This window comes from Pseudomonas sp. PS02302 (genome assembly GCF_029959585.1).
Taxonomy (GTDB): Bacteria; Pseudomonadota; Gammaproteobacteria; order Pseudomonadales; family Pseudomonadaceae; genus Chryseomonas; species Chryseomonas aestiva.
The window spans coordinates 42,946-67,490 of record NZ_JASCON010000007.1 but is presented as its reverse complement, the minus strand read 5'-3'; the positions used below and the strand labels follow the sequence as shown (position 1 = coordinate 67,490).

The window sequence follows — 24,545 nt, the reverse complement described above, 5'->3', positions numbered from 1 at the left end:
TTTGGCCGACGCGCAGCCGACTTTGAGCAGGCTCTCAGGGCGCCGTTCTTCCCCCAGCCCCGACCCTAATCATGAACGCTCACGCCACCCTCATTAACGCCATCGACGCCCTGCTGCCGCAGACCCAGTGCGGCAAGTGCGGCCACCCCGGTTGCCAGCCCTATGCGGCGGGCATCGCCGCAGGTGAAGCGCACAACAAATGCCCGCCCGGTGGCGCGGCCACCATCCTCGAACTCTCGACCCTGCTCCAGCGCCCGCCGCTGCCCCTGGATTCGCCCTATCCGGTGACGCCCAACCAGCGCGCGGTGATCCGCGAGGCCGAGTGCATCGGCTGTACCAAGTGCATCCAGGCCTGCCCCACCGACGCCATTCTCGGCGCGGCCAAGCTGATGCACACGGTGATCGAGAGCGAATGCAGCGGTTGCGAGCTGTGCCTGGCGCCCTGCCCGGTGGACTGCATCGATCTGGTGGCGGTCCCGGCACCGGTTGACCGCACGGCAGAGCGTCAGCGTGCGCAGTACTATCGACGCCGCTTCGATGCCCGCCAGGCGCGCCTGCAGCGCGATCGCGAGCGGCTGGAGGCCGAGCGCCAACGCCGTCAGCCGTCCCCGGCAGCCACCACGGTGGCAGCGCCGCCGACCTCCGCGGAATCCGCGCGCAAACCCCTGAAGATCGCCGCCGCCATGGCCCGGGTCGCCCTGCAGAAGGCCGAACGGCAACTGGCCCAGTACGGCACGCCCGCCCTGGAGGCTCAGGTGCGACAACTGAGCGAGGTCGCCGAGCAGGCGCAGACGGCGCTGGACAAGGCGCCGCAGGGACCATCCAGCGCCGGTGCGCCAGCCCTGGCACAGCCGGCCGCCGACCTCGTCGCCCTCAAGCAGGCGCGAATCGCTGCCACCCTGACACGGGCCCAGCTGACCAAGGCCGAGCGGGCCTTTGGTACCGAGCCCACATCCGAGCAGAGTGCCCAGCTGGAAACCCTGCGCAGCGCCGCTCAGCAGGCGGCTCATCACCTCACGGCCCTGGAAGAGCGAACCGCCCGATGAACGCCGCCAAACGCCTGGAGATCTTTCGCCGGCTGCACGAGGACAACCCCGATCCCAGGACGGAACTGGCCTACGCCTCGCCGTTCGAGCTGCTGATCGCGGTGATCCTCTCGGCCCAGGCCACCGACGTCAGCGTCAACAAGGCCACCGCCCGCCTCTATCCGGTGGCCAACACCCCCCAGGCCATCCTGGACCTGGGCGTGGCGGGATTGTCGGAGTACATCAAGACCATCGGGCTCTACAACAGCAAGGCCAAGAACGTCATCGAAACCTGTCGGCTATTGCTGGAGCGCCATGGCGGCGCGGTGCCCGAGACCCGCGAGGAACTGGAGGCCCTGCCTGGCGTGGGCCGCAAGACCGCCAACGTGGTGCTCAACACCGCCTTCCGCCAGCTCGCCATGGCGGTGGACACCCATATCTTCCGCGTCAGCAACAGAACCAACCTGGCGCCAGGCAAGAACGTGGTGGAGGTCGAGCTCAAGTTGCTCAAGGTGGTGCCAAAGGATTTCCTGCTGGATGCCCACCACTGGCTGATCCTGCATGGCCGCTATGTCTGCCAGGCGCGCAAGCCCCGCTGCGGCAGCTGCCGCATCGAGGATCTCTGCGAATACAAGGCAAAAACCTCTGACGATTGAAAAAGGGCGCACCAAAGCCCTTTGACGATTGAAAAAATCTTTTTTACCGGCCCCTGCTTTGTCGCTATAAGGTGCGCGAAAAGGTCCGCAGCCCCGTCGATGACTGGCGTGTGACCCTGTCCAGCCTTGCCGGAGTTACCCATGGCCGAAGACAAAAGCGACATCGATGTAGACGAGGATTTCGAGACCGATGGCGAGCCGCCCGAAACCGTCGAGCCCATCGTCATCAGCAAGACCAATCTGACCAAGCGGCGCCTGATCGACGACATGCTCGAAGAGCGTCGCCTGAAGCGGCAGATCTCAGAGTACGACTTCGATCTGTAGCCCATGAAAAACCCCAGCCTAGGCTGGGGTTTTGCGTTGCGCCGCCACCCTTACAGCAGGGTGCGACCCTTGCCCGCGGCGATGCGCATGCGCAGGGCGTTGAGCTTGATGAAGCCCGCCGCATCGGCCTGGTTGTAGGCGCCGCCGTCTTCTTCGAAGGTGGCGATGTTGGCATCGAACAGCGACTCGTCGGACTTGCGGCCGACGACGATGACGTTGCCCTTGTACAGCTTCAGGCGTACCACGCCGTTCACGCTGGCCTGGGAGGCGTCGATCATCTTCTGCAGCATCAGCCGCTCGGGGCTCCACCAGTAGCCGGTGTAGATCAGGCTGGCGTACTTGGGCATCAGCTCGTCCTTGAGGTGAGCCACCTCGCGGTCGAGGGTGATGGACTCGATGGCGCGGTGGGCCTTGAGCATGATGGTGCCGCCGGGCGTCTCGTAGCAGCCACGGGACTTCATGCCGACGTAGCGGTTCTCGACGATGTCCAGGCGACCGATGCCGTTCTCGCCGCCGATGCGGTTCAGTTCGGCCAGCACGGTGGCCGGGCTCAGCTCCTGGCCGTCGATGGCGACGATGTCACCGTTGCGGTAGGTCAGCTCGAGGTAGGTCGGGGTGTCCGGCGCGGCTTCCGGGGACTTGGTCCAGCGCCACATGTCTTCTTCGTGCTCGGTCCAGGTGTCTTCCAGCACGCCGCCCTCGTAGGAGATGTGCAGCAGGTTGGCATCCATGGAGTACGGCGACTTCTTCTTGCCGTGGCGCTCGATCGGGATCTGGTGCTTTTCGGCGTAGTCCATCAGCTTCTCGCGGGACAGCAGGTCCCACTCGCGCCAGGGCGCGATCACCTTGACGCCTGGCTTGAGCGCATAGGCGCCCAGCTCGAAACGCACCTGGTCGTTGCCCTTGCCAGTGGCGCCGTGGGAGATGGCGTCGGCGCCGGTCTCGTTGGCGATCTCGATCAGGCGCTTGGCGATCAGCGGACGGGCAATGGAGGTACCCAGCAGGTACTCGCCTTCGTAGACGGTGTTGGCACGGAACATCGGGTAGACGAAGTCACGGACGAACTCTTCGCGCAGGTCGTCGATGTAGATTTCCTTGACGCCCATGGCCTTGGCCTTGGCGCGCGCCGGTTCGACTTCCTCGCCCTGGCCGAGGTCAGCGGTGAAGGTCACCACTTCGCAGTTATAGGTATCCTGCAGCCACTTGAGGATCACCGAGGTGTCCAGGCCGCCGGAATACGCCAGGACTACCTTCTTCACATCCGCCATGCCGTTCGCTCCCGTGTGTTGCGTTGAGTCGGAAAGCGCCAATTCTACTGGTCGCCTCGCTGCTTTTACAGGGGCGCGACGCACTCTGATGTCTGGGCGACATGCGGTCGGGGCGGATCAGCCCTTGGGCTTGGCCGGCGGTGCCGGGGTGGGCGCCGGCGGCTCGGCCGGATTGGCCGCGGTGCTGGAGGTCGGCGCAGCCGGGGGCTCGGCGCTCGGCGACACCCGCGAGAACACCAGGGTCACCCGGCGATTGAGCGCGCGATTGGCCTTGCTGCTGTTGGGCGCCACGGGGTACTGCTCGCCAAAGAAGCGCAATTCGATCTGCTCCGCGGCGAAGCCCTTGCTCTTGAGGTACTCCATCACCGCGATGGCGCGCAGCCGGGACTCCTGGCGATTGTCCAGGCGCGTACCCTGGTTGTCGCTGTAGCCCGAGACGATGACGTGATTGACCGTCGGATCGGCGTTCAGGTACTCGTCGATGAGATCGAGCTTGGCCTTGGCCAGATCGTCCAGGGCATCCCCGCCGCCCGGAAAATTGACCTGGGAATGGCGGATCTGCTCGAAGTTGACTGCCAGCAGTTTCTGGGTACAGGCCTGGAACTGCTGGTAGGCCGGTTCGAAGCGCACCGGCAGCAGCCGGACCTCGACCCGGTCGTCCAGGGCACCCGCGCGACTGACCTGGGGCATGCGCCCTTCCATCAACCCCGCCAGCAGCCGCTGCGCCTGCTGCGCGCTGGTGGCCAGCGCCTGCTCGCCCTCGACGACCTTGACCGAGCCGAGGCTGATATCGCCCAGCCCCGGCTTCCAGGGCACCGCCGCCGCTTTCAGACTGGCACTGCCCGCCGGCAGCCACTGGCCATTGGGCCGTAGCTCGAACACCGTGGACTCGCCCGCGCGGCGCAGGAAGCCACCGCTGCCGAAGCGGGGAATGGGCTGCAGCAGGCGACAGGCGAAGACATCGCCCTCGACCTTCCATTCCACGCTTTCGAGCCGGCTCTGGAAGGTCATCCCCCAGGCCGGCACGGCAAGCAGCAGAGAGGACAGGAAGAGGTAACGCGAGCGCACGTCGGACTCCGGAAAGTAAAAGTACCTGGGCTTCTTATCGGTCGAAGGCGCGGAAAACTTGAGTACGGTCCCGCCGCACGGATGCCGGCTACCCCCTTTTCCGGTAGCATTTCCCCACTTTCCCGCAGCCTGGAATCCCGCATGACCGACCGGATCACCCTTGCCCGTCCCGATGACTGGCACATTCACCTGCGCGACGGCGCCGCCCTGCCGCAGACCGTCGCCGACGCTGCCCGGGAATTCGGTCGCGCCATCGTCATGCCCAACCTGGTGCCACCGGTGCGCAATGCCGAGCAGGCCGCCGCCTACCGCGCGCGTATCCTGGCCGCGCGCCCGGCCGGCAGCCGCTTCGAACCGCTGATGGTGCTCTATCTCACCGATCGCACCAGCCCGGAAGAGGTCCGCAGCGCCAAGGCCAGCGGCTTCGTGCACGCCGCCAAGCTCTATCCGGCCGGCGCCACCACCAATTCCGATTCCGGCGTGACCTCGCTGGACAACCTCTTCCCGACGCTGGAAACCATGGCCGAGATCGGCCTGCCGCTGCTGGTGCACGGCGAGGTCACCCATGCCGAGGTGGATGTCTTCGACCGCGAGAAGAAATTCATCGACGAGCACCTGGTGCGTATCGTCCAGCGTTTCCCGACGCTGAAGGTGGTGTTCGAGCACATCACCACCGGTGATGCCGCTGCCTTCGTCCGCGAGGCCCCGGCCAACGTCGGTGCCACCATCACCGTCCACCACCTGCTGTACAACCGCAACCACATGCTGGTGGGCGGGATCCGGCCGCACTTCTATTGCCTGCCGATCCTCAAGCGCAACACCCACCAGAGCGCCCTGCTGGACGCCGCCACCAGCGGCAATCCCAAGTTCTTCCTTGGCACCGATTCGGCACCCCATGCCCGCCACGCCAAGGAAGCGGCCTGCGGCTGCGCCGGCTGCTACACCGCCTATGGCGCCCTGGAGCTCTATGCCGAGGCCTTCGAGAGCCGCAATGCCCTCGACCGCCTGGAAGGTTTCGCCAGCCATTTCGGCGCCGATTTCTACGGCCTGCCGCGCAATACCGAGACCGTCACCCTGGTCCGCGAGGACTGGCAGGCCCCCGCCTCCCTGCCCTTCGGTGACCACGAGGTGATTCCGCTGCGCGCCGGCGAGACACTGCGCTGGCGTCTGGAGGTGGGCGCATGAGCATGGACGAGACCTTCAGCGATGAACTGGACGCCAGCCAGCCGATGTCCGACTCGCGTATCCCCATGGCGCGCCGCTTTCGCGGCTACCTGCCGGTGGTGGTGGATGTCGAGACCGGTGGCTTCAATGCCGCCACCGATGCCCTGCTGGAAATCGCCGCCACCACGGTGGCCATGGACGAGGACGGGGTGCTCTACCCGGACCACACCTACTTCTTCCGCGTCGAACCCTTCGCCGGCGCCAATATCGAGCCGGCGGCGCTGGAGTTCACCGGCATCAAGCTCGACCATCCGCTGCGCATGGCGGTGGGCGAGGAGCAGGCGCTCAGCGAGATCTTCAAGGGCGTGCGCAAGTCGCTCAAGGCCAACGGCTGCAAGAGAGCCATCCTGGTCGGCCACAACAGCAGCTTCGACCTGGGCTTCCTCAATGCCGCGGTGCTGCGCTGCGGGCTGAAGCGCAATCCCTTCCACCCCTTCTCCAGCTTCGATACCGCCACCCTGGCCGGTCTGGCCTACGGTCAGACGGTGCTGGCCAAGGCCTGCCAGGCCGCCGGTATCGAATTCGATAACCGCGAAGCCCACTCGGCCCGCTACGACACCGAGAAGACCGCCGAGCTGTTCTGCGGCATCGTCAATCGCTGGCGGGAGATGGGCGGCTGGGTCGATCTCGACTGACCGTCCGTCGCCCGCCCTGCCGTTAATGAGATTTTGCCGCCTACAACTTTGACAATCATTCTCATTGTCATTAGCTTTGGCGGCACCTCCACTCATACAGCAGGCGATCCATGTACGTGTGTCTTTGCCGTGGCGTGACCGACAAGCAGATTCGTGAAGCCATCTACGAGGGCTGCTGCAGTTATCGCGAAGTTCGGGAAAGCACCGGTTGCGCCACCCAGTGCGGCAAGTGCGCCTGCCTCGCCAAGCAGGTGGTCAAGGAAACCCTTGGCGAACTGCATGGTGCCCAGCAGCTCGCCTACGCGCTGGACGTGCCGCGCGCCTGAGCGACAGTTGCACGAAAAGCCGGACCTTGGGTCCGGCTTTTTTATTGTCTAATCAAACGCTTACGGAAAGGATGGAAAAGCTTTCGATTACCGTTCGATTTTCGTCGATTTTTCAACAACTTAAGCTTTTGACAAAGAGCCCTCCCACGCTCAGACTGCCGGCAATCCCACCCGATTTGCAGGTCCGGCCATGAAAGGCGATATCACCGTCATCCAGCATTTGAACAAGATCCTCGGCAATGAACTGGTGGCCATCAACCAGTACTTCCTGCACTCGCGGATGTACAACGACTGGGGTATCCGCAAACTCGGCCATCACGAGTACAAGGAATCCATCGACGAGATGAAGCACGCCGATCGCCTGATCGAGCGCATCCTGTTCCTGGAAGGCCTGCCCAATCTCCAGGACCTGGGCAAGCTGATGATCGGCGAGAACACCCAGGAGATGATCCAGTGCGACCTGCGCCTGGAAATCAGCGCCGTGGCCGACCTGCGTGAAGCCATCACCTACTGCGAAAGCGTGCGGGACTACGTGAGCCGCGACATGCTCAAGAACATCCTCGAATCCGAGGAAGAGCATATCGACTGGCTGGAAACCCAGCTGAGCCTGATCGCCAGTGTCGGGATCGAGAACTACATCCAGTCGCAGATGCATGACGACGACGATTGATCAGGCAGCCGCCCAAAAAAAAGGCCCGCACGCTGCGGGCTTTTTTTATGGGCCAGGGACTCAGGCGTCCTTGGTTTCCACGGCTTGCTTGATCAGGGTCTGCAACTCGCCCTTCTCATAGAGTTCGGCCAGGATGTCGCTGCCGCCGACCAGCTCACCGCCGACCCACAGCTGGGGGAAGGTCGGCCAGTTGGCGTACTTGGGCAGGTTGGCACGAATTTCCGGATTCTGCAGGATGTCGACATAGGCGAATTTTTCGCCACAGGCCATCAGCACCTGAGCGGCGCGAGAAGAGAAGCCGCACTGAGGCGCGTTCGGCGAACCCTTCATGTAGAGCAGCACGGGATTGTTGGCAATCTGGTCTTTGATGGTATCGATGATTTCCACGATGCACCTCGCTAATACGGTGGGACGATTGTAACGGAAAGGCCGGTCGAACGCCGGGATTTCCGCGACGTCCAGCCCATGACAGGCGCGGCTCGACCTGCAAATCGACCACGCTCCGGCACCACCGTTCGCCGCTGTGACGACGACCTGCGTGCCGCCAAGCAAACTTTGCGGGCACGGCCGTGGTCAGGTTAAGGGTAGGCGCCGCTCGGTGCGCCTGATCCAAGACCCCAGGAGAACTCCATGAGTCTGTTCAGCACCATCCTATCCAAGCTCGGCATCGGTGAAGCCCACGCGGACACCCCTGCCGCCGCGCCCACTGCCGGTGCCACCGAGACCACCACGCCCGCCGGTAGCGCCGCCTCCGCAGGTGCTGGCAGCCACATCAGCCAGGTGGACGTCGCCGCCAAGCTGGACGGCCTGGCCGCCCAGAAAGGTGAGCAACTCAACTGGAAGACCTCCATCGTCGACCTGCTCAAGCTTCTCGACCTGGACAGCAGCCTGACCGCCCGCCAGGAACTGGCCAAGGAACTGAATTGCCCGGCCGACAAGCTGGGTGATTCCGCCCAGATGAACATGTGGCTGCACAAGGCCGTCCTGCAGAAGCTGGCCGACAATGGCGGCAACGTTCCCGCCGACCTGCTGTAAGGCTACTGCCTGCTGATCCGTTTCGGGCCAGCCGCCCTGCATGAAGGGCCTGGCCTGCGATGGTGGTAAAATGCGACATGAACTTATACCATTTCGCCTTTGGTCTTTCCGCCGTTTGAAACGGCATGCTCTCAGGTTCGCCGCGCCCTCCATGGACGGCCGTTACCGGGACGGGACGCTAGGGTAACGAAATGACGGTTCGCCACTTTCTCTCTTTCATGGACTGTTCCCCCGCGGAACTCCGGCAACTCATCGCTCGCGGCATCGAGCTCAAGGCCCTGCGCAACCGGGGCGTGCTGCACGAGCCCCTGCGCAATCGCGTCCTGGGCATGATCTTCGAAAAGGCCTCGACCCGTACCCGCCTCTCCTTCGAGGCCGGCATGATCCAGCTCGGCGGCCAGGCGATCTTCCTTTCTTCCCGTGATACCCAGCTCGGTCGCGGCGAACCTGTCCCGGACAGCGCCCGCGTCATGTCGAGCATGCTCGACGGCGTGATGATCCGTACCTATGCCCACGAGATGCTCACCACCTTCGCCGCGCACTCCCAGGTACCGGTGATCAATGGCCTGTCGGATGACCTGCACCCCTGCCAGCTGCTCGCCGACATGCAGACCTTCTTCGAACACCGGGGCGATATCCGCGGCAAGACCGTGGCCTGGATCGGCGATGGCAACAACATGTGCAACAGCTACATCGAGGCGGCCGAGCAGCTCGACTTCAGCCTGCGCATCGCCTGCCCGGAAGGCTTCGAGCCCAATCCACGCTTTCTCGAACGCGCCGGCGACCGCGTGCAGCTGACCCGGGATCCACGCGAGGCGATGGCCCAGGCCCACCTGGTCAGTACCGACGTCTGGACCTCCATGGGTCAGGAAGAGGAAACCCGATTGCGCCTGGCGGCCTTCAAGCCCTACCAGGTCACCGCCCAACTGCTCGATGGCGCCGCGCCCGACGTGCTGTTCATGCACTGCCTGCCCGCCCACCGCGGGGAAGAGATCAGCCACACCCTGCTGGACGATCCGCGCGCAGTGGTCTGGGACGAAGCCGAAAATCGCCTGCATGCGCAGAAGGCACTGCTCGAATTCCTCATCAAGCCGCCGCTGCACGCCTGAATCCGGCAGGGACCTCGACTGCGCCAGGCAATCGAGGGCTTTTCGCTACAGCAACAGCTGTCCGCGTAGCACCGTCACCGCCCGCCCGGCGATACTGACCCGGTCACCGTCCAGTCGACACCTGAGCTGTCCGCCCCGGGCCGAAAGCTGCTGGGCGGTGAGCATCCGCTTGGCCAGCCGTCGCGACCAGTAGGGAATCAGACTGCAATGCGCCGAGCCGGTGACGGGATCCTCATCCACACCCACCGCCGGGGCGAAGAAGCGCGAAACGAAGTCCACCTCCTGTCCTCGCGCGGTCACGATGACGCCTTGCCAGGGAAGCCGGGCAATGGCTGCCATATCCGGCTTGCAGTCACGCACCGCCTGCTCCGACTCCAGCAGTACCAGCAGCTTGTCCGCCGCCAGGGCATCCACCGGCGAGACCCGCAGCGCACGCTCCAGCTCGGGAGTCACCCCCTGCTCCGTGGGTACCAGCGCGGGGAAATCCAGCGCCAGCAGCCCATCGGCTTCGCGAAACACGCGCAGAAGGCCCGACTGACTGATGAACTCCAGCCGGTCACCCGCTTCGCCATAGACCTCGAACAGGATGTGCGCGGCAGCCAGGGTGGCATGACCGCACAGGGGCACCTCGGTCCGCGGGGTAAACCAGCGGATGCGCCAGGTGTCCCCTTCCCACACCACGAAGGCGGTTTCCGAAAGATTGTGCTCGGTGGCGATCCGCTGCAGCAGCTCGTCGGCGGGCCAGCTGTCCAGGCGGTAGACCGCGGCGGGATTGCCACGGAAGGGCTGATCGGTGAAGGCATCGACCTGATGAAATTCTAGGGGCATGCGCGCTACCTGAGCAGAAGAAGAGAAACGGCAAGCATCGACGTCGCGCGGGCACTCGGTCTCTGGTGATCCCTGGCCGCGACGACTCCACCTTGAGACCTGCCGCCGGGCCGATTGTCGCCAGCAATCCTTTGACCAAAATAGCAGGCGGCGTCGCATCGGCAATGAATTGTCGAACGTCGTCACTGTTTTTGCGCTCAGGAGCTTTGACAGTTTTCATATTTGAAATTAGATTTTCGGTTGCGAACAAATGGCTCACCGGCCACCTATAAATACAACAACCACGAGGCTCCTCCATGAGTACTCTTCTCGCTCCAACGCTACGCGGTCAATGCATCGCCGAATTCCTCGGCACAGCCCTCCTCATCTTTTTCGGTACCGGTTGCGTGGCGGCCGCGAAGGTCGGCGGTGCCACCCTCGGCTTGTGGGAAATCAGTATCATCTGGGGCGTCGGCGTGAGCATGGCGGTCTACCTGTCCGCCGGTGTCTCCGGCGCGCATCTCAGCCCGGCCGTCACCATCGCCCTCTGGCTGTTCGGTGGCTTCGAAAGGCGCAAGGTCCCGGCCTACATCCTGGCCCAGGTGGCCGGCGCCTTCTGCGGCGCGGCGCTGGTCTACGGCCTCTACAGCAGCCTGTTTTTCGATTATGAACAGGCCCACCACATGGTTCGCGGCAGCCAGGCGAGCCTGGAGCTGGCCGGCGTCTTCTCCACCTATCCCCATCCGTCCCTATCGGTTGGCCAGGCCTTCCTGGTCGAAGCCGTCATCACCGCCATCCTGCTGGCCATGATCATGGCCCTTACCGACGACGGCAACGGTCTGCCCCGTGGCCCGCTCGCGCCCCTGCTGATCGGCCTGCTGATCGCCGTGATCGGTGGCTCCATGGGCCCGCTGACCGGCTTCGCCATGAACCCGGCCCGCGATTTCGGACCCAAGCTGATGACCTTCTTTGCCGGTTGGGGCGAGATCGCCTTCACCGGTGGCCGCGACATCCCCTACTTCCTGGTGCCCATCTTCGGCCCCATCGTCGGTGCCTGCCTGGGCGCCGCCGGTTACAAGGCGCTGATCTGCCGCCATCTGCCCGGCCTGGCTTCGGGTGCCTGCGATGTCCCGGCCAAGGCCGAGGACAGTGCCCGCACCGAAGTGACCTCCGCCTCCAAAGCGTCCTGATCGCCGCGAATCACAATAAGGAACAAGACCATGACCGACCATAACAAGCAGTACATCGTCGCGCTCGACCAGGGCACCACCAGCTCGCGCGCCATCGTGCTGGACCGCAATGCCAACGTGGTGACCATCGCCCAGCGCGAATTCGCGCAGATCTACCCGCAGGCCGGCTGGGTCGAGCACGACCCCATGGAGATCTGGGCCACCCAGAGCGCGGTGTTCGTCGAGGCGCTGGCCCAGGCCAGCATCAGCAACGAGCAGATCGCCGCCATCGGCATCACCAACCAGCGGGAAACCGCCATCGTCTGGGACAAGACCACCGGTCGTCCCATCTACAACGCCATCGTCTGGCAGAGCCGCCAGAGCACCGCGATCTGCGACCAGCTCAAGCGCGACGGCATGGAAGACCATATCCGCAAGACCACCGGCCTGGTGATCGACCCCTACTTCTCGGGCACCAAGATCAAGTGGATCCTCGACCATGTCGAAGGCAGCCGTGAGCGCGCCCGCCGCGGCGAGCTGCTGTTCGGCACCGTCGACACCTGGCTGATCTGGAAGATGACCCAGGGTCAGGCCCACGTCACCGACTACACCAATGCCTCGCGCACCCTGCTGTTCGATATCCACAAGCGCGAGTGGGACGCCACCATGCTCGAGGTGCTGGACATCCCGCGCGAGATGCTGCCTGAAGTGAAGTCCTCCTCCGAGGTCTATGGCCACGCGCACCTGGGTAGCAGCCAGACCACCGGCATCCCCATCGCCGGTATCGCCGGCGACCAGCAGGCGGCGCTGTTCGGCCAGATGTGCGTGGAACCCGGCCAGGCCAAGAACACCTATGGCACCGGTTGCTTCCTGCTGATGAACACCGGCGAGAAGGCGGTACAGTCCCAGCATGGCCTGCTGACCACCATCGCCTGCGGTCCGCGCGGCGAGGTCAACTACGCCCTGGAAGGCGCCATCTTCAACGGTGGCTCCACCGTCCAGTGGCTGCGCGACGAACTCAAGGTGATCAACGACTCCCTGGACTCCGAGTACTTCGCCACCAAGGTGACCGACAGCAACGGCGTCTACCTGGTCCCGGCCTTCACCGGCCTGGGCGCGCCCTACTGGGATCCCTATGCCCGCGGTGCGCTGTTCGGCCTGACCCGTGGCGTCAAGGTGGACCACATTATCCGCGCCACCCTGGAATCCATCGCCTTCCAGACCCGCGATGTGCTGGATGCCATGCAGCAGGATGCCGGCGAAGCCCTGAAGTCCCTGCGGGTGGACGGTGGCGCCACCGCCAACAACTTCCTCATGCAGTTCCAGTCGGACGTGCTCGGCACCCGGGTCGAGCGGCCGGTAATGAAGGAGACCACCGCCCTGGGCGCGGCCTACCTGGCCGGTCTTGCCACCGGCTTCTGGAGCAGCCTGGACGAGTTGCGCAGCAAGAGCACCATCGAACGGGTCTTCGAGCCGGCCTGTGACCCGACCAAGAGAGACACCCTGTACAAGGGCTGGAAAAAGGCCGTCGAGCGTACCCGCGGCTGGGCCCTGGACTAAGTGACTCCGCTTCGGAGGCTGCCGGCGGTTGCCCGGCGGCCTACCGGACGGCTCCCCCATGAGGCCGGCGTCTTCCGACGCCGGTCTTGCTTTGCGCGACAAGCGCTTTCCACCCGGAAAGACCTACGGCATCCTCTGTGAATTTACTCGATCACCTCAAGGAAGCCGCAATGAGCCTGGCGCCTCGCCAACAGCAGATTCTCGAACTGGTCCGTGAGCGCGGCTACGTCAGCATCGAAGAGCTGGCCCAGCATTTCTCCGTCACCCCGCAGACGATCCGCCGCGACATCAACCAGCTTGCCGAGGCCGGCCTGCTGCGGCGCTACCACGGGGGGGCCGCCCATGACTCCAGCGTGGAGAACACCGAATACAGCATGAGGGCCGGCCAGATGCGCGAGGAAAAGCGCGTGATCGCCGAAGCCGTGGCCGCCGCCGTACCCGACCACGCCTCGCTGTTCATCAATATCGGCACCACCACCGAGGCCATCGCCCATGCCCTGCTCGGGCATCGCAGCCTCAAGGTCATCACTAACAACCTGCACGTGGCCAACATCCTCAGCGCCAAGGACGACTTCGACGTCCTGATCGCCAGCGGCAAGGTGCGCAGCGACGGCGGCGTGGTGGGCCAGGCGACCGCCGACTTCATCAAGCAGTTCAAGGTCGACTACGCCCTGGTCGGCATCAGCGGCATCGACGAAGACGGCACCCTGCTCGACTTCGACTACCAGGAGGTCTGCGTCTCCCAGGCCATCATCCATAACGCCCGCCAGGTGTTTCTTGCCGCCGATTCCAGCAAGTTCGGTCGCAACGCCATGATCCGCCTGGGCAGCCTGGAGCAGATCGACCAGCTCTTCACCGAGCGCGAGCCGTCACCCGCCTTCGCCCGTTGCCTGCAGGAATGGCAGGTCAAGGTGGAAGTGGCGCGCCCGCGCTGAGCTCCCCGGGCGACGACCATTCGTCGCCTAGCTTCTCTCTATATTCGTTTTTTTTCGTTTTAGCGGTCTGAAGACACAGACCTGGCTAGAACCTGAGTTTTTGCTGGGCTATTATGTTCGAAACCGAATAATTATGTTCGTTTCACAGGAGGCACCATGGCCCAGGCACCCACTGCAACTCCCCGGACTTACGATCTCGCCGTCATCGGCGGTGGCATCAACGGCGTAGGCATCGCGGCCGATGCCGCCGGTCGGGGTCTGTCGGTGTTTCTCTGTGAACGAGACGACCTGGCGAGCCATACCTCGTCCGCCAGCAGCAAGCTGATCCACGGCGGCCTGCGCTACCTGGAACATCACGAATTCCGCCTGGTGCGCGAAGCCCTCGCCGAGCGTGAGGTGCTGCTGGCCAAGGCGCCCCACATCGTCAAGCCGATGCGCTTCGTCCTGCCCCACCGCCCGCACCTGCGTCCGGCGTGGATGATCCGAGCCGGTCTCTTCCTTTATGACCACCTCGGCAAGCGCGAGAAGCTGCCGGGTTCCCGTGGCCTGAAGTTCGATGCCCAGGGGCCGCTCAAGGCCGAGATCAAGCGCGGCTTCGAATATTCCGACTGCTGGGTGGACGATGCCCGCCTGGTGGTGCTCAACGCCATGCAGGCGCGTGACAAGGGTGCCGACATCGTGACTCGCACCCGCTGCGTCAGCGCTCGTCGCGTCGAAGGTCACTGGGAGGTCGAGGTCGAAGGTCCTCAGGGTCGCCAGCAGATCCGTGCCAAGGGCCTGGTCAATGCCGCCGGCCCCTGGGTCGCCAGCTTCATTCGCCAGGACCTGCAGCAGAAGTCGCCCTACGGGATCCGCCTGATCCAGGGCAGTCACGTCATCGTGCCCAAGCTGTACGAAGGCGAGCAGGCCTACATCATGCAGAACGAAGACCGCCGCATCGTCTTCGCCATTCCCTATCTCGGCCAGTACACCATGGTCGGTACCACGGATCGCGAGTACCAGGGCGATCCGGCCAAGGTGACCATCACCGACCAGGAAATCGACTATGTCCTGGGCGTGGCCAATGCCCACTTCCGCAAGCAGCTCAGCCGCGACGACGTTCTGCATACCTTCTCCGGCGTACGCCCGCTGTGCGACGACGAATCGGACAACCCTTCCGCCATCACCCGCGACTACACCCTGTCGCTGGCCGAGGAGCAGGGTGCCCCGCTGCTGTCGGTGTTCGGGGGCAAGCTGACCACCTACCGCAAGCTCGCCGAGTCGGCGATGGCGCAGTTGCAGCCCTTCTTCCCGCAGCTGGGCAACAGCTGGACCGCATCGGCACCGCTGCCCGGTGGTGAGAACATGACCACGCCCCAGGCGCTGACCCGCGAGTTGCTGGACAAGGTCAGTGGCCTGACGCCAGCCCTCGCGCAGCGCTGGGCAACCACCTATGGCAGCCAGGTCTGGACCCTGCTGGGTGACGGACGCTCGGTGGAGACGCTGGGCAAGGTGATAGGTGCCGACCTGTACGCACGGGAAGTCGAATACCTGCAGCGATACGAGTGGGTCACCAGTGCGGAGGACGTGCTCTGGCGGCGGACCAAGCTGGGCCTGGTATTCAGCGACGCCGAACGGGCTGCGCTGGAAGACTTCCTGGCGCATTCGGAAGCGGCCCAAGCCAGTAAGGACAGCAACGCGGCCTGAGCGTGATGCTGATTTGCCCCCGAGCGGACGACCTGCTCGGGGGCACTCGATTCATCAAGCGCACTGGATTTCGCAACAGCCGGCGTGGCGGAAGATGGCCAGCACCATGAAAAGCCTTCATGATGCGGCTTTATCTCCAGCGCCAGCGCCATGTTCGAACTCCGTCACCTGAAAACCCTGCATGCTCTCCGCGAATCCTCCAGCCTGGTGGAAGCGGCGGAGCGCCTGCACCTGACCCAATCCGCCCTCTCCCATCAGTTCAAGGAACTGGAAGAGCGCCTGGGTACCCCGCTGTTCATCCGCAAGACCAAGCCCATCCGCTTCACCAGTGCCGGCCTGCGGCTGCTGCAGACCGCGGACGCGGTGTTGCCGCATCTGCGCAGTGCCGAGCGGGACCTGGCGCGGCTGGTGGGCGGGACCGCGGGGCGGCTGCACATGGCCATCGAATGCCACAGCTGCTTCCAGTGGCTGATGCCCACCATCGACCAATTCCGTGATTCCTGGCCGGAAGTGGAGCTGGACCTGGCCTCTGGGTTCTCCTTCGCGCCCCTGCCGGCCCTGGCCCGAGGCGATCTGGATCTGGTGGTGACGGCCGATCCGGTGGACCTTTCGGGCGTCACCTACGTGCCACTGTTCACCTACGAGGCCCTGCTGGCGGTGGCCAACCAGCATCCGCTGGCGCATCGTCCCTTCATCGTGCCCGAGGATCTCGCTCAGGAGACCCAGATCACCTATCCGGTGGAACGCGATCGACTGGACATCTTCACCCGCTTTCTCGATCCGGCCGACGTCGAGCCGTTGTCGATACGCACGGCGGAGATGACGGTCATGATGCTGCAACTGGTGGCGTCGGGCCGTGGCGTCTGCTGCCTGCCCAACTGGGCGATCCACGAATACAGCTCACGCGGCTATGTCACCGCGCGCCGACTCGGCGAGAAAGGCCTGTATGCGACGCTCTATGCGGCGATCCGCGAAGACATGCTGGAGGCGCCCTTCATGCAGGATTTCCTGCTGACCGCCAAGGACACCTCCTTCGCCACCCTGGAAGGGGTCAGCAGCGCGCGCTGAGTCGGCGCGCTGCTCGCGAGGGGCTTACTTGCTGTTGCCACCCGGGAAGCCGGCGAACTTCTTGTTGAAGCTCGAGACACGACCCTCGACCTTCATCTGGCGCTGCTCGCCGGTGTAGATCGGGTGGGAGGCGCTGGATACGTCCAGACTGATGTAGGGATAGGTCTCCCCTTCGTATTCCTGGGTCCGATCGCTCTCGGCGGTGGAGCGAATCAGGAAGTAGGTGTCCGAGGTGGTGTCGTGGAACAGCACGGGACGGTAGTTGGGATGGATACCGGGTCTCATGAGGCGTCTCCTGGTCTGGGGCGTCGACGACGACAGGTCATCGCTGGGCCCAATAAAGATACATTATAACATAAACAAGCCAGTTTGACAGCCGCACCTGTGACGGTGGCGGCAGCCACGGGCTTTTCGATGGAACCATCCGCCGCGCCTGGGGCTCGTAACCTGAGGCCCTGACCGGCGGCATCCTACCCTCTCTGAGACCTGCTGTCGGTCGCTGCGTGCGTTCAGACCTGGAGCGCCAGACAGACGACCTGTCCACCCCACGTCTCCCGCGCGCACAGCGCCCCCGCATTGGCTTCTCAAGGATCGCGAGAAGTCCACACGCATTGGATGCGCACGCCGAGTTCGGGACTGAACTCACCGCGCCGCATCCCAAGGATTCAAGAGGCACAGCACCATGTGCGGCATCGCCGGAGAGCTTCGTTTCGATCAACAACCCGCTGCCATCAGCGTGGTGGAGCGCATCACCCACCGTCTCGAACAGCGCGGACCCGATGCCTGGGGCTTCCACAGTCAGGGCCCGGTCGCCCTGGGCCATCGGCGGCTGAAGATCATGGATCTGGCGGAAGCCTCGGGCCAACCCATGATCGAGCCGGAACTGGGACTGTCGATGGTGTTCAACGGCGCCATCTACAACTATCCGGAATTGCGCACTGAGCTCGAAGCCAAGGGTTACAGCTTTTATTCCGGGGGTGACACCGAGATCCTGCTCAAGGCCTATCACGCCTGGGGCAAGGATATGCTGCCCAAGCTCAATGGCATGTTCGCCTTCGCCATCTGGGAGCGCGACAGTGGCCGGCTGTTCATTGCCCGTGATCGCCTGGGCATCAAGCCGCTGTACCTGTCCTTCACCGACAAGCGTCTGAGATTCGCCTCCAGCCTGCCCGCCCTGCTGGAAGCCGGTGACATCGACACCCGTATCGATCCGGTCGCCCTCAATCACTATCTGAACTTCCATGCCGTGGTGCCGGCGCCGCGTACCATCCTGCAAGGCGTGCAGAAGCTGCCGCCGGCGACCTGGATGACCGTGGATGCGTCCGGCCAGCAGCACCAGGAGACCTGGTGGAACCTGGACTACGGTCCCCGTGACGATGAGCGCCGCTACACCCTGGACGACTGGGCCGAGCGGGTCCTGCATGGTCTCAAGGACGCCGTGGCGATCCGCCAGCGCGCGGCGCGCGAGGTCGGGGTACTGCTGTCCGGCGGGGTGGACTCCAGCCTGCTGGTGGGCCTGCTGCACGACTCGGGGGTCAAGGACCTGCTGACCTTCTCCATCGGCTTCGAGGATGCCGGCGGCGAGCGCGGCGACGAATTCCAGTATTCCGATCTGATCGCCAATCACTACGGCACTCGCCACCATCAACTGCGCATCGCCGAAGACGAGATCATCCAGCAGCTGCCGCGGGCCTTCTCGGCCATGAGCGAGCCGATGGTCAGTCACGACTGCATCGCCTTCTACCTGCTGTCGCGCGAGGTCTCCAAGCACTGCAAGGTGGTGCAGAGCGGCCAGGGTGCGGACGAACTCTTCGCCGGCTATCACTGGTATCCCCAGGTGCATGGCGCCGCCGATCCCTTCGCCGCCTACCGCGCCGCCTTCTTCGATCGCGACTACGCCCAGTACGCCGCCACCGTGCAGGCGGGTGTACGTCTGCAGGAAGACGCCGCCGAAGCCTTCGTCCGTCAGCACTTCGCCAAGCCCGGTGCCAGCGCCGGCGTAGACAAGGCCCTGCGCCTGGACAGCACCGTGATGCTGGTGGATGACCCGGTCAAGCGGGTCGACAACATGACCATGGCCTGGGGCCTGGAAGCCCGGGTGCCCTTCCTCGACTATCGCCTGGCCGAACTCTCGGCGCGCATTCCCGCCGAGTTCAAATTGGGCGATGGTGGCAAGCAGGTACTCAAGGCCGCCGCGCGCAAGGTCATTCCTCAAGAGGTGATCGACCGACCCAAGGGCTATTTCCCGGTGCCGGGCCTCAAGCACCTGGAAGGCAACACCCTGACCTGGGTCCGCGAACTGCTGCTGGACCCCAGCCAGGATCGTGGCCTGTTCGACACCGCCGAGATCGATCGGCTGCTGACCAATCCGGCCGATCGCATCACGCCCCTGCGCGGTTCCAAGCTCTGGCAACTCGCCGCGCTCAACCTCTGGATGAGCGAACACGGACTGTGAGGGTGCAAGACGCATGAAAGCGACCAGCTACAACCAGCGCCTCCAGCGTGCCCAGACGCCCTCCTACGAACGGCTGCAGGCACGCCTGGCGGAAGGCGACCAGCCAACCTGCCAGCCGCTCTCCCTGCAGTGTGGCTGGGGGCGGTTGCTTATCGGCCATACCTATCCCGACCCCGCCAGCCTGGCCAAGGAACTGCTCACTGAAACGCCCGGAGAACGCGACATCGCCCTCTATGTGGCCGCGCCCCACCAGGTGCTGGCCCAGGCGCCACAACAGCTGTTTCTCGACCCCAGCGACACCCTGCGGATCTGGTTCAGTGACTATCGCCCAGCCCGGCGGATCTATCGCGGCTTTCGTATCCGCCGCGCCTGCTCCGCGCAAGACTGGAGCGAGATCAACCGGCTCTATCAGCAGCGCCATATGCTGCCCGTCGACACCGAGCGGCTGACGCCGCGGCACAAGGGTGGTCCGGTCTACTGGCTGGCGGAAGACGACGACAGCGGCGCCATCATCGGCTCGGTGATGGGCCTCAATCACGTCAAGGCCTTCCGGGATCCGGATGGCGGCTCTTCACTGTGGTGCCTGGCGGTCTCGCCCGAGTGCAGCCGGCCCGGTGTCGGCGAGGCGCTGGTTCGCCACCTGATCGAGCACTATGCCAGTCGCGGCCTCGCCTTCCTGGATCTGTCGGTGCTGCACGACAACCAGCAAGCCAAGCGACTCTACGACAAGCTGGGTTTCCGCCCGCTGCAGACCTTCGCCATCAAGTGCAAGAACGGCATCAATCAGACGCTGTTCCTCGGCCCCGGCCCTGCCGCCGAGCTGAATCCCTATGCACGCATCATCGTCGACGAAGCCCTGCGGCGCGGCATCGAGGTGCAGGTGGACGATGCCGAGGGCGGCCTCTTCACCCTGATCCAGGGCAACCGGCGCATCCGCTGCCGCGAGTCCCTGACCGACCTCACCTCGGCAGTCACCATGACCCTCTGCGCCGACAAGGTGCTGACCAGTCGCACCCTGGCCCGTGCCGGGCTGAAGGTCCCCGAGCAGCAACTGGCGGGCAGCGACGAAGACAACACCACCTTTCTGGAGAAGCATGGCGCCCTGGTGGTCAAGCCGGTCAATGGCGAACAGGGCAAGGGCGTGGCCGTGGACATCCGCGACGCCGAGCACCTTGCCACCGCCATCCAGGCGGCGCGGCGCCATGACGATCGCGTGCTGCTGGAAAGCTTTCACCAGGGCCTCGACCTGCGGGTGGTGGTCATTGGCCACGAGGTGGTGGCCGCGGCCATTCGCCGGCCGGCGGAAATCGTCGGCGATGGCCAGCACAGCGTCCGCGACCTGATCGAAGCCCAGAGCCGCCGCCGTCAGGCCGCTACCGGCGGCGAGTCGCGCATCCCGATGGACGAGGAAACCGAACGTGCCATCCGCGGCGCCGGTCATGACTGGGACAGCGTGCTGCCCACCGGCACCCACCTGGCCGTGCGCAAGACCGCCAACCTGCACACCGGCGGCATCCTGGAGGACGTCACCGACAGTCTGCATCCGGTGCTCGCCGACGCGGCCATCCAGGCAGCGCGCGCTCTGGACATCCCCGTCACCGGCATGGACCTGCTGGTCCCAGCCGCCGACTCACCCGACTACGTCATCATCGAAGCCAACGAGCGACCGGGCCTGGCCAACCACGAGCCGCGCCCCACCGCCGAACGCTTCATCGACCTGCTGTTCCCGCTGTCCCGGGAGGTTCCGCTATGAATCGCTTGCCCGAGCCCGATCTGGATTACCTGCGCAAGGTCCTGCTGGACATGCTGGCCATCCCCAGCCCCACGGGTTTCACCGATACCATCGTCATGTACGTCGCCGAACGGCTCAACGAACTCGATATTCCGTTCGAACTGACCCGCCGCGGCACCATCCGCGCCACCATCAAGGGCCATAAGGAGAGTCCGGATCGCGCCGTCTCCGCGCATCTGGACACCATTGGCGCCATCGTCCGCGAGATTAAGGACAACGGCCGTCTGGGCCTGGCGGCCGTGGGCCACTGGTCGAGCCGCTTCGCCGAAGGCAGCCGCGTCAGCCTGTTCACCGATGACGGTACCCTGAGGGGCAGCGTGCTGCCGCTGCTGGCCTCCGGCCACGCCTTCAACACCGAAATCGACAAGATGCCGGTGACCTGGGACCACATCGAATTGCGCCTGGACGCCGTGACCAAGAGTCGCCACGAGACCGAGCAGCTGGGTGTGCAGGTCGGCGACTTCGTCGCCTTCGATCCGCTGCCGGAGTTCACCGACAGCGGTTACATCAGTTCGCGCCATCTGGACGACAAGGCTGGCGTCGCCGCCCTGCTCACCGCCTTGAAGATGCTCAAGGAAACCGGCCAGACCCCGCCGATCGATTGCCATCCGCTGTTCACCATCACCGAGGAGGTGGGCTCGGGCGCCGCTGGTGCCCTGCCCTGGGACGTCAGCGAATTCGTCGGCATCGACATCGCTCCCGTGGCGCCCGGCCAGCGATCCGACGAGCACCGCGTCAGCGTGGCCATGCAGGATTCCGCCGGCCCCTATGACTATCACCTGTCGCGGCACCTGCTGCGCCTGGCGCAACGCAACGACATCCCGGTGCGCCGCGACCTGTTCCGCTACTACTACAGCGACGCCCACTCTGCGATCAGCTCCGGCCAGGACGTGCGGGTCGCCCTGCTGGCCTTCGGCTGCGATGCCACCCACGGCTACGAGCGCACCCATATCGTCAGCCTGGCGGCGCTCAGCCAGCTGCTGACCGGGTACATGCTCAGCCCGCCGGTGTTCGACAGCGATGCGCAGCCGGCCGACAGCTCGCTGGATCGCTTCGGTCATCAGCTGCTACCGGAAGACACCCAGATGGACAACCAGACGCACCTGCCGCCGCTGGAGGAGGTCGTCGGCGACGGCAGCAAATAGCGTTCGAACCAAGCGCCTGGGGTATCCTGGGCGCCTTTTTCCAGGCACCTCTCGATGATCATCCCCCACGACCAGCTCGCTGCCGCCACCTTGGACAACCTGCTTGAAGACTTCGTCACCCGCGACGGCACCGACAACGGTGACGAGACACCCCTGGCGACCCGTACCCAGCGCGCTCGCCGCGCCCTGGAAACCGGCGAGGCCGTCATCCTCTTCGATCCGGACAGTGCGCTGTGCCAACTGGTGCTGCGCCGCGACGTGCCGCCCGAACTGCTGAACGACTAGCGCATCTCGCGCCTGTCAGGCACTGCCGCGCGGCGCCAGCAGGATCACCAGCGCCCCGGCCACGCACAGCAGACCGCCCGCCAGATCCGTCCAGATCGGCCGGGTGCGCTCGACCAGCGCCAGCCAGCCCAGCGAGGCCACCACATAGATGCCGCCATAGGCCGCATAGGCCCGCCCGGCGTAGGCCGACTCGATACGCGTCAGCAACAGGGCGAAGAGCACCAGGCTGGCAAGCCCGGGCGCTATCCACCAGGGACTGCGATCCAGCCGTAGCCAGAGCCAGAAGGCATAGCAGCCGGCGATCTCGAACAGCGCCGCCAGCAGGAACCAGAGATAGTTCAGCATGGCGCCGCGCCGTCTTCCTGGCGATAGGGCAAGGCCTCGGCGGCTCGCTGCGCATAGGCCTGGACGCCATCGCGCTCCTGGTCGAGAAACTCCGCCACCGCCGCTCTCAGGCCTGGATGCACCAGATAGTGCCAGGAACGGGTCAGGGTCGGTTCGAAGCCGCGAATCAGCTTGTGTTCGCCCTGGGCGCCGGCGTCGAAGCGCTGCAGCCCTTCGGCGATGGCGTATTCGATGCCCTGGTAGAAACAGGTCTCGAAATGCAGCTGGTCGAATTCCTGCAGGCAACCCCAGTAACGGCCATAGAGGGTGTCACCGTCCTTGAGATAGAAGGCCATGGCCACCGGCCGACTGCCCTGGCGGACCAGCACCACCCGAATCGCCTCGGGCAGCCGTTCGGCCAGCAGACTGAAGAAGGCGCGGGTCAGATAGGGATCCTGGCCACGCACCTCGTAGGTGTTGGCGTAGCAGGCATAGACGAAGTCCCACTCCGCCTCGCTCAGCTCATCGCCCTTACGCCACTCGAAACCCACCCCCAGGCCGGCAACCTGGTCACGTTCCTTGCGCAGCTGCTTGCGCTTGCGCGAGGTCAGGGCGGCGAGGAAGTCGCCATAGTCGCGATAGCCGCGGTTATGCCAGTGGAACTGGCAGCCAAGCCGCGCCAGCCAGCCCTCGCGATCCTGGAGCAGGGCATCGGCCTTGGGATCGGTGAAGTTCACATGCAGGCTGGAGAGCTCCAGATCGGCCAGGCTGCTCGTGGTGGCGTCGAGCAGGGTCGCGCAGGCAGCCGGATCACCCAGCAGGCGCGCGCCCTGCACCGGTGAAAAGGGCACCGCGGCCAGCAGCTTGGGATAGTAGTCGATCCCGGCACGGCGGCAGGCATCGGCCCAGGACCAGTCGAAGACGTATTCGCCATAGGAATGCATCTTCAGATAGGCCGGCATCGCGGCTCGTAGATGCCCCTGGTCATCCTTGAGGATCTGGTGCGCCGGCTGCCAGCCGGTCCCCTGCCCCAGGCTGCCACTGTCTTCCAGGGTGGCAAGGAATTCATGCCGCAGAAAGGGCTGGTCGTCCACCAGCAGCGCGTTCCACGCGGCGGCAGGCACCTGGGCCAGGCTGTAGAGATACTCGACGATCATCCCACTCCCCTTGCTTGGACTCGGCCTACAGGTCTAACACAGATGAGTACCCGGACGGGCACCTGTGAAAGACTCTGACGGCGGGCTTTCGTGCGGACGAAAAAAAACCGCCGTGAGGCGGTTTCTTTCGAGTGTGGCGTCCCCTAGGGGACTCGAACCCCTGTTACCGCCGTGAAAGGGCGGTGTCCTAGGCCACTAGACGAAGGGGACGTTACCCTGGTGCGATCCCTGCGGATCACGAATTTGGTGGAGCTAGACGGGATCGAACCGTCGACCTCTTGCATGCCATGCAAGCGCTCTCCCAGCTGAGCTATAGCCCCAAGTACAGCATCTTGCCACGCCTGGGCTGCGTGACCGATATGGCGTCCCCTAGGGGACTCGAACCCCTGTTACCGCCGTGAAAGGGCGGTGTCCTAGGCCACTAGACGAAGGGGACGTTACCCTGGTGCGACCCTTGCGGATCACGAAATTGGTGGAGCTAGACGGGATCGAACCGTCGACCTCTTGCATGCCATGCAAGCGCTCTCCCAGCTGAGCTATAGCCCCGCGTACAACGTTCGCCACGTCTGGGATACGTGACTGATATGGCGTCCCCTAGGGGACTCGAACCCCTGTTACCGCCGTGAAAGGGCGGTGTCCTAGGCCACTAGACGAAGGGGACGAAACCTTCTACCGATTTCCCCCGCAGGCGAAACCGAAATTTGGTGGAGCTAGACGGGATCGAACCGTCGACCTCTTGCATGCCATGCAAGCGCTCTCCCAGCTGAGCTATAGCCCCGTCGGTCAGGACGGGGCGCATGTTAAGAGGCCCGGCCTCCCCTG

24 protein-coding genes, 6 tRNA genes and 1 pseudogene are annotated in these 24,545 nt (G+C 64.7%); 18 read left to right on the top strand and 13 right to left on the bottom strand.

Features of this window, described 5'->3' with window-relative positions; translation table 11 throughout:
- Positions 1–50 precede the first annotated feature (50 nt).
- The 3 genes and pseudogenes from QMX82_RS04305 to QMX82_RS04295 all read left to right on the top strand — a co-directional run.
- Positions 51–1,046, top strand: a pseudogene (locus QMX82_RS04305) (RnfABCDGE type electron transport complex subunit B); the annotation flags it as partial.
- Positions 1,043–1,681: an endonuclease III gene (gene nth, locus QMX82_RS04300; protein WP_133859417.1), complete on the top strand. Its 639-nt coding sequence runs from the start codon at positions 1,043–1,045 to the stop codon at positions 1,679–1,681. The pseudogene QMX82_RS04305 and the gene nth, both read left to right, overlap by 4 nt.
- Before the next feature lie 141 nt (positions 1,682–1,822).
- Complete coding sequence (locus QMX82_RS04295; RefSeq protein ID WP_282281346.1) at positions 1,823–2,005, top strand: PA3496 family putative envelope integrity protein; 183 nt, start codon at positions 1,823–1,825, stop codon at positions 2,003–2,005.
- 50 nt (positions 2,006–2,055) lie between these two features.
- On the opposite strand, the gene QMX82_RS04290 is transcribed toward QMX82_RS04295, so the two are convergent.
- Entirely contained in the window at positions 2,056–3,273 is a 1,218-nt protein-coding gene (locus QMX82_RS04290; protein WP_133859418.1) for an argininosuccinate synthase, read from the bottom strand.
- A 117-nt stretch (positions 3,274–3,390) separates the two neighbouring features.
- Positions 3,391–4,341 carry a flagellar protein MotY gene (locus QMX82_RS04285; protein ID WP_282281345.1) on the bottom strand — a complete coding sequence of 317 codons (951 nt, stop codon included), beginning with the start codon at positions 4,339–4,341 and terminating at the stop codon, positions 3,391–3,393.
- A 141-nt stretch (positions 4,342–4,482) separates the two neighbouring features.
- Between QMX82_RS04285 and pyrC the strand changes: the two genes are divergently transcribed.
- The 4 genes from pyrC (at position 4,483) to bfr (ending at position 7,196) form a co-directional block, all read left to right on the top strand.
- Complete coding sequence (gene pyrC, locus QMX82_RS04280; RefSeq protein ID WP_282281344.1) at positions 4,483–5,526, top strand: dihydroorotase; 1,044 nt, start codon at positions 4,483–4,485, stop codon at positions 5,524–5,526.
- A gap of 2 nt (positions 5,527–5,528) precedes the next feature.
- Complete coding sequence (gene rnt, locus QMX82_RS04275; protein WP_405046278.1) at positions 5,529–6,200, top strand: ribonuclease T; 672 nt, start codon at positions 5,529–5,531, stop codon at positions 6,198–6,200.
- 110 nt (positions 6,201–6,310) lie between these two features.
- On the top strand, positions 6,311–6,526 hold the full coding sequence (locus tag QMX82_RS04270; protein ID WP_007162750.1) for a bacterioferritin-associated ferredoxin: 216 nt from the start codon (positions 6,311–6,313) through the stop codon (positions 6,524–6,526).
- 190 nt (positions 6,527–6,716) lie between these two features.
- Positions 6,717–7,196 carry a bacterioferritin gene (gene bfr / locus QMX82_RS04265; RefSeq protein WP_208694757.1) on the top strand — a complete coding sequence of 160 codons (480 nt, stop codon included), beginning with the start codon at positions 6,717–6,719 and terminating at the stop codon, positions 7,194–7,196.
- A 60-nt stretch (positions 7,197–7,256) separates the two neighbouring features.
- Here bfr and grxD read toward each other — a convergent pair whose 3' ends face one another.
- Positions 7,257–7,583: a Grx4 family monothiol glutaredoxin gene (gene grxD, locus QMX82_RS04260; RefSeq protein WP_017640308.1), complete on the bottom strand. Its 327-nt coding sequence runs from the start codon at positions 7,581–7,583 to the stop codon at positions 7,257–7,259.
- Between the two features lie 243 nt (positions 7,584–7,826).
- Between grxD and QMX82_RS04255 the strand changes: the two genes are divergently transcribed.
- A complete protein-coding gene (locus tag QMX82_RS04255) occupies positions 7,827–8,231 on the top strand; it encodes a DUF3597 domain-containing protein (RefSeq protein ID WP_282281343.1) in 405 nt (134 codons plus the stop codon).
- Between the two features lie 191 nt (positions 8,232–8,422).
- The gene (gene argF / locus QMX82_RS04250) at positions 8,423–9,340 is read left to right on the top strand and encodes an ornithine carbamoyltransferase (protein WP_282281342.1); all 918 of its coding nucleotides are present in this window, start codon (positions 8,423–8,425) and stop codon (positions 9,338–9,340) included.
- A gap of 45 nt (positions 9,341–9,385) precedes the next feature.
- Here argF and QMX82_RS04245 read toward each other — a convergent pair whose 3' ends face one another.
- Entirely contained in the window at positions 9,386–10,168 is a 783-nt protein-coding gene (locus QMX82_RS04245; protein ID WP_282281341.1) for a PhzF family phenazine biosynthesis protein, read from the bottom strand.
- Positions 10,169–10,464: 296 nt separating this feature from the next.
- Here QMX82_RS04245 and QMX82_RS04240 point away from each other — a divergent pair, with 296 nt between their 5' ends.
- From QMX82_RS04240 to metR, 5 genes are all read left to right on the top strand, one after another.
- Positions 10,465–11,337, top strand: coding sequence for an MIP/aquaporin family protein (locus QMX82_RS04240; RefSeq protein WP_282281340.1), 873 nt, complete (start codon positions 10,465–10,467; stop codon positions 11,335–11,337).
- Positions 11,338–11,367: 30 nt separating this feature from the next.
- Entirely contained in the window at positions 11,368–12,876 is a 1,509-nt protein-coding gene (gene glpK / locus QMX82_RS04235) for a glycerol kinase GlpK (RefSeq protein WP_282281339.1), read from the top strand.
- Between the two features lie 170 nt (positions 12,877–13,046).
- Positions 13,047–13,811, top strand: a complete 765-nt coding sequence (locus tag QMX82_RS04230; protein ID WP_282281338.1) for a DeoR family transcriptional regulator — start codon at positions 13,047–13,049, stop codon at positions 13,809–13,811.
- 156 nt (positions 13,812–13,967) lie between these two features.
- The gene (gene glpD, locus QMX82_RS04225; protein WP_208694752.1) at positions 13,968–15,497 is read left to right on the top strand and encodes a glycerol-3-phosphate dehydrogenase; all 1,530 of its coding nucleotides are present in this window, start codon (positions 13,968–13,970) and stop codon (positions 15,495–15,497) included.
- Between the two features lie 150 nt (positions 15,498–15,647).
- On the top strand, positions 15,648–16,565 hold the full coding sequence (gene metR, locus QMX82_RS04220) for a transcriptional regulator MetR (protein WP_187978968.1): 918 nt from the start codon (positions 15,648–15,650) through the stop codon (positions 16,563–16,565).
- A gap of 24 nt (positions 16,566–16,589) precedes the next feature.
- Here the strand turns inward: metR and QMX82_RS04215 are convergent, their stop codons facing one another.
- On the bottom strand, positions 16,590–16,850 hold the full coding sequence (locus tag QMX82_RS04215; RefSeq protein WP_133859431.1) for a type B 50S ribosomal protein L31: 261 nt from the start codon (positions 16,848–16,850) through the stop codon (positions 16,590–16,592).
- A gap of 397 nt (positions 16,851–17,247) precedes the next feature.
- Between QMX82_RS04215 and QMX82_RS04210 the strand changes: the two genes are divergently transcribed.
- The 4 genes from QMX82_RS04210 to QMX82_RS04195 are packed head-to-tail and all read left to right on the top strand — an operon-like array spanning position 17,248 to position 22,242.
- Complete coding sequence (locus QMX82_RS04210; RefSeq protein ID WP_282281337.1) at positions 17,248–19,020, top strand: N-acetylglutaminylglutamine amidotransferase; 1,773 nt, start codon at positions 17,248–17,250, stop codon at positions 19,018–19,020.
- Between the two features lie 13 nt (positions 19,021–19,033).
- Entirely contained in the window at positions 19,034–20,773 is a 1,740-nt protein-coding gene (ngg, locus tag QMX82_RS04205) for an N-acetylglutaminylglutamine synthetase (protein ID WP_282281336.1), read from the top strand.
- The gene (locus tag QMX82_RS04200; protein ID WP_017640298.1) at positions 20,770–21,957 is read left to right on the top strand and encodes an osmoprotectant NAGGN system M42 family peptidase; all 1,188 of its coding nucleotides are present in this window, start codon (positions 20,770–20,772) and stop codon (positions 21,955–21,957) included. The genes ngg and QMX82_RS04200 overlap by 4 nt, the downstream gene beginning before the upstream one ends.
- A gap of 54 nt (positions 21,958–22,011) precedes the next feature.
- Positions 22,012–22,242: a YheU family protein gene (locus tag QMX82_RS04195; RefSeq protein WP_158896618.1), complete on the top strand. Its 231-nt coding sequence runs from the start codon at positions 22,012–22,014 to the stop codon at positions 22,240–22,242.
- Positions 22,243–22,257: 15 nt separating this feature from the next.
- Here QMX82_RS04195 and QMX82_RS04190 read toward each other — a convergent pair whose 3' ends face one another.
- From QMX82_RS04190 to QMX82_RS04155, 8 genes are all read right to left on the bottom strand, one after another.
- Positions 22,258–22,587, bottom strand: coding sequence for a YnfA family protein (locus tag QMX82_RS04190; RefSeq protein ID WP_282281335.1), 330 nt, complete (start codon positions 22,585–22,587; stop codon positions 22,258–22,260).
- On the bottom strand, positions 22,581–23,723 hold the full coding sequence (locus tag QMX82_RS04185; RefSeq protein ID WP_282281334.1) for a GNAT family N-acetyltransferase: 1,143 nt from the start codon (positions 23,721–23,723) through the stop codon (positions 22,581–22,583). The genes QMX82_RS04190 and QMX82_RS04185 overlap by 7 nt, the downstream gene beginning before the upstream one ends.
- Before the next feature lie 134 nt (positions 23,724–23,857).
- Positions 23,858–23,933: transfer RNA gene (locus QMX82_RS04180), tRNA-Glu, on the bottom strand.
- Between the two features lie 34 nt (positions 23,934–23,967).
- Positions 23,968–24,043 (bottom strand) — tRNA-Ala (locus tag QMX82_RS04175).
- A gap of 40 nt (positions 24,044–24,083) precedes the next feature.
- Positions 24,084–24,159: transfer RNA gene (locus tag QMX82_RS04170), tRNA-Glu, on the bottom strand.
- A gap of 34 nt (positions 24,160–24,193) precedes the next feature.
- Positions 24,194–24,269 (bottom strand) — tRNA-Ala (locus QMX82_RS04165).
- Between the two features lie 39 nt (positions 24,270–24,308).
- Positions 24,309–24,384 (bottom strand) — tRNA-Glu (locus QMX82_RS04160).
- A 41-nt stretch (positions 24,385–24,425) separates the two neighbouring features.
- A tRNA-Ala gene (locus QMX82_RS04155) sits at positions 24,426–24,501 on the bottom strand.
- Positions 24,502–24,545 lie beyond the last annotated feature (44 nt).